Genomic DNA, 2,084 nt, shown 5'->3' with positions numbered 1-2,084 from the left:
TTCCATGGCTCAATATAGAGACTTGGATCGGCACTTGGGAGGGGTGTCGCGACCGAAGGCGGCCAAAGCGCCGTTTTTCTTCAACCGCGCTGCAGGCTGACCAGAAGCACAAAGCCGACGCCGGACTTCTTCAGGGCCGGTGCGTCGATCGTCGAGCCGGCGTCAGCGCGCATCATCGGCACGGCCAGGACCGGAGCGGCCAGAACCGTCAGGATAAGCGCCGCCCGCGGCAGAAGCCGAAGGGTCTTGAGAACGTTGGCGGCGATGCGGTTCATGGCGTTCAGCTTTTCTTTTCGAGGTCTTGGTTTCTTTGTTCAGTTGCGAAGATGGGTGGGGCAGGCGAGGCGGCAGGTTCTGGAACTGGCTTCGTCCCAGGCGCGGGCCGGACGGCCCGCTTCAGCGACGAGGATGGCGAAGAACATTCCAAACAGGCTCACCAGCAGGCAGACGATGGTGAAGCGGCGAGCAAGCATTGGGTCGGTCTCCTTCAACACGCCGGAGAATGCCCTGATGCAACTGAACCGGCTCTGATGGCGGCGTTCATCTGCGGTTCAAGATGATTGACGGGGTTTCGACGGCGCCGGCGTCGGTTGGATAGCCGCCGGCCTCCATCGAGCATCACCGGCGCAGGATGTGTCGACAAAACGAAAACGGGGCCCGTCGGGGCCCCGTCATCAGGTCGGAAAGATGCGCTCGATCAGAGCTTGTGCCAGGTCTGGCTCTTGCAGATCAGCCCGCCGAGCACGCAGCCGCTCATCTTGAGAGAGGTGCCCGACAATGTCGCCTTGCCCGAATAGGTCTTGTCGTTTGCCGGATCGGTGATGTTGCCGGCATATTTGTTGTCGCCCGTCGCCTTGAGCGAGCCGATGGTCTTGCCGGCATATTTGCCGGACTTGAGCGTGATGGAAAACGAGCCGCCGCCAGCGATGGCTGCGGTGTCGCCGGCCTGCGTCTTCCAATTGCCCTCGATCGGATCGGCCCAGGCCGCACCGGCCATGATCAATGTGGCCGCAAGGGCCAGGCTCACTCTTCGAAACATGTCTTCCTCCCTTTAGATGTCCGGCCGGATGCTCCGCCTCGGTCTGCCGCTTACGCAAACGTAAGCTAATCCAGCTCCCGGCAAAACAAAAGCGGTGCCGCAACGGAAGACTTTCGGATTTTGAAGGGCCCCGAATGCGCCTCCTGGCCAAGGAAATGAAACGATCGGCGCATCGCCTTTGTCTCCTGTGGTTAGCGAAGTCTTGAATTGGCATCGGGAAATTTTCGTCAAATTTGACGCAAGCAGGCTGAATTGCTGGCTTTGTATCCTTAACGAATTTCCGCGTTTACCTCTTGTTTTAGCTTTGTTTTCCTCAAATTAAGCACGCCATTTAACGACGGATTCAAGCCTGCACGGCATTCTCGAAAGCATCGGAAGAGCAGCCGCCAAGGACGAAAGAAGGCAGCTCTCGGGAGCCTGACAGGGGCCGGAAACAGGGGATTGAAATGGCACGTTTTGAAATGCTTGAAGCAGGTTTCGGCGCCATGGGGGCAACTGCCCAGGCCGACATCCTTTTCGAACTGGGCATGATGTATGCGACCGGCCGCGATTGCGAGACCGATGTCGTTGCCGCCCACAAATGGTTCAACATCGCCGCCATCAAGGGCTCGGCCCGCGCCGCGGAACTGCGCTCGGAACTGTCGGCGGCCATGTCGAAGGTCGAGATCGCCACGGCGCTTCGCGAAGCCCGCGAATGGATGACCATGCACTGAAATCTGCCAATCGCAGACAGGCCTATCGAAGACAGGGAAGCTCCGGGATCAAGGCCGCACAGACGGCCGGACCCGGCGAAATTGAAGGCCGCGCAAGACGGTCACGAGGGCAAGAGAAAGAACGCGGCAGGCCGCAAGGCCCAGTCGTGCGCGACACAGGGAAGCTGAGCGGGATTTTTAGGGGCGGGGCGCCTGGAGATTGCTCGACGGGCAAAAAAGCCACGACCAGCCGGAACAAGGCTGGCGTGGGTTTTTGCGTGGATGACGTCTTGCAGGCCCAATCGAGCGGCGCCAATGCGCCTAGACAGGCCGAATGAAGGATGAAATTGTCC

Annotated in this window: 4 protein-coding genes; 1 reads left to right on the top strand and 3 read right to left on the bottom strand. The window is 59.8% G+C overall.

What is annotated here, in order from left to right:
• Positions 1-80: 80 nt before the first annotated feature.
• From ENZ75_RS29890 to ENZ75_RS29885, 3 genes are all read right to left on the bottom strand, one after another.
• The gene (locus tag ENZ75_RS29890; RefSeq protein WP_013532616.1) at positions 81-275 is read right to left on the bottom strand and encodes a hypothetical protein; all 195 of its coding nucleotides are present in this window, start codon (positions 273-275) and stop codon (positions 81-83) included.
• A 39-nt stretch (positions 276-314) separates the two neighbouring features.
• Entirely contained in the window at positions 315-473 is a 159-nt protein-coding gene (locus ENZ75_RS34470) for a hypothetical protein (RefSeq protein WP_023812838.1), read from the bottom strand.
• A 224-nt stretch (positions 474-697) separates the two neighbouring features.
• Entirely contained in the window at positions 698-1,039 is a 342-nt protein-coding gene (locus ENZ75_RS29885; protein WP_013532615.1) for a DUF2147 domain-containing protein, read from the bottom strand.
• Between the two features lie 446 nt (positions 1,040-1,485).
• Between ENZ75_RS29885 and ENZ75_RS29880 the strand changes: the two genes are divergently transcribed.
• Positions 1,486-1,752: a sel1 repeat family protein gene (locus ENZ75_RS29880; RefSeq protein ID WP_013532614.1), complete on the top strand. Its 267-nt coding sequence runs from the start codon at positions 1,486-1,488 to the stop codon at positions 1,750-1,752.
• Positions 1,753-2,084 lie beyond the last annotated feature (332 nt).

Origin of the sequence: Mesorhizobium sp. M7A.F.Ca.CA.002.04.1.1, assembly GCF_004022805.1 — a bacterium.
In the GTDB taxonomy this organism is placed as follows: domain Bacteria; phylum Pseudomonadota; class Alphaproteobacteria; order Rhizobiales; family Rhizobiaceae; genus Mesorhizobium; species Mesorhizobium ciceri.
This window is presented reverse-complemented; position numbering and strand designations above follow the sequence as displayed.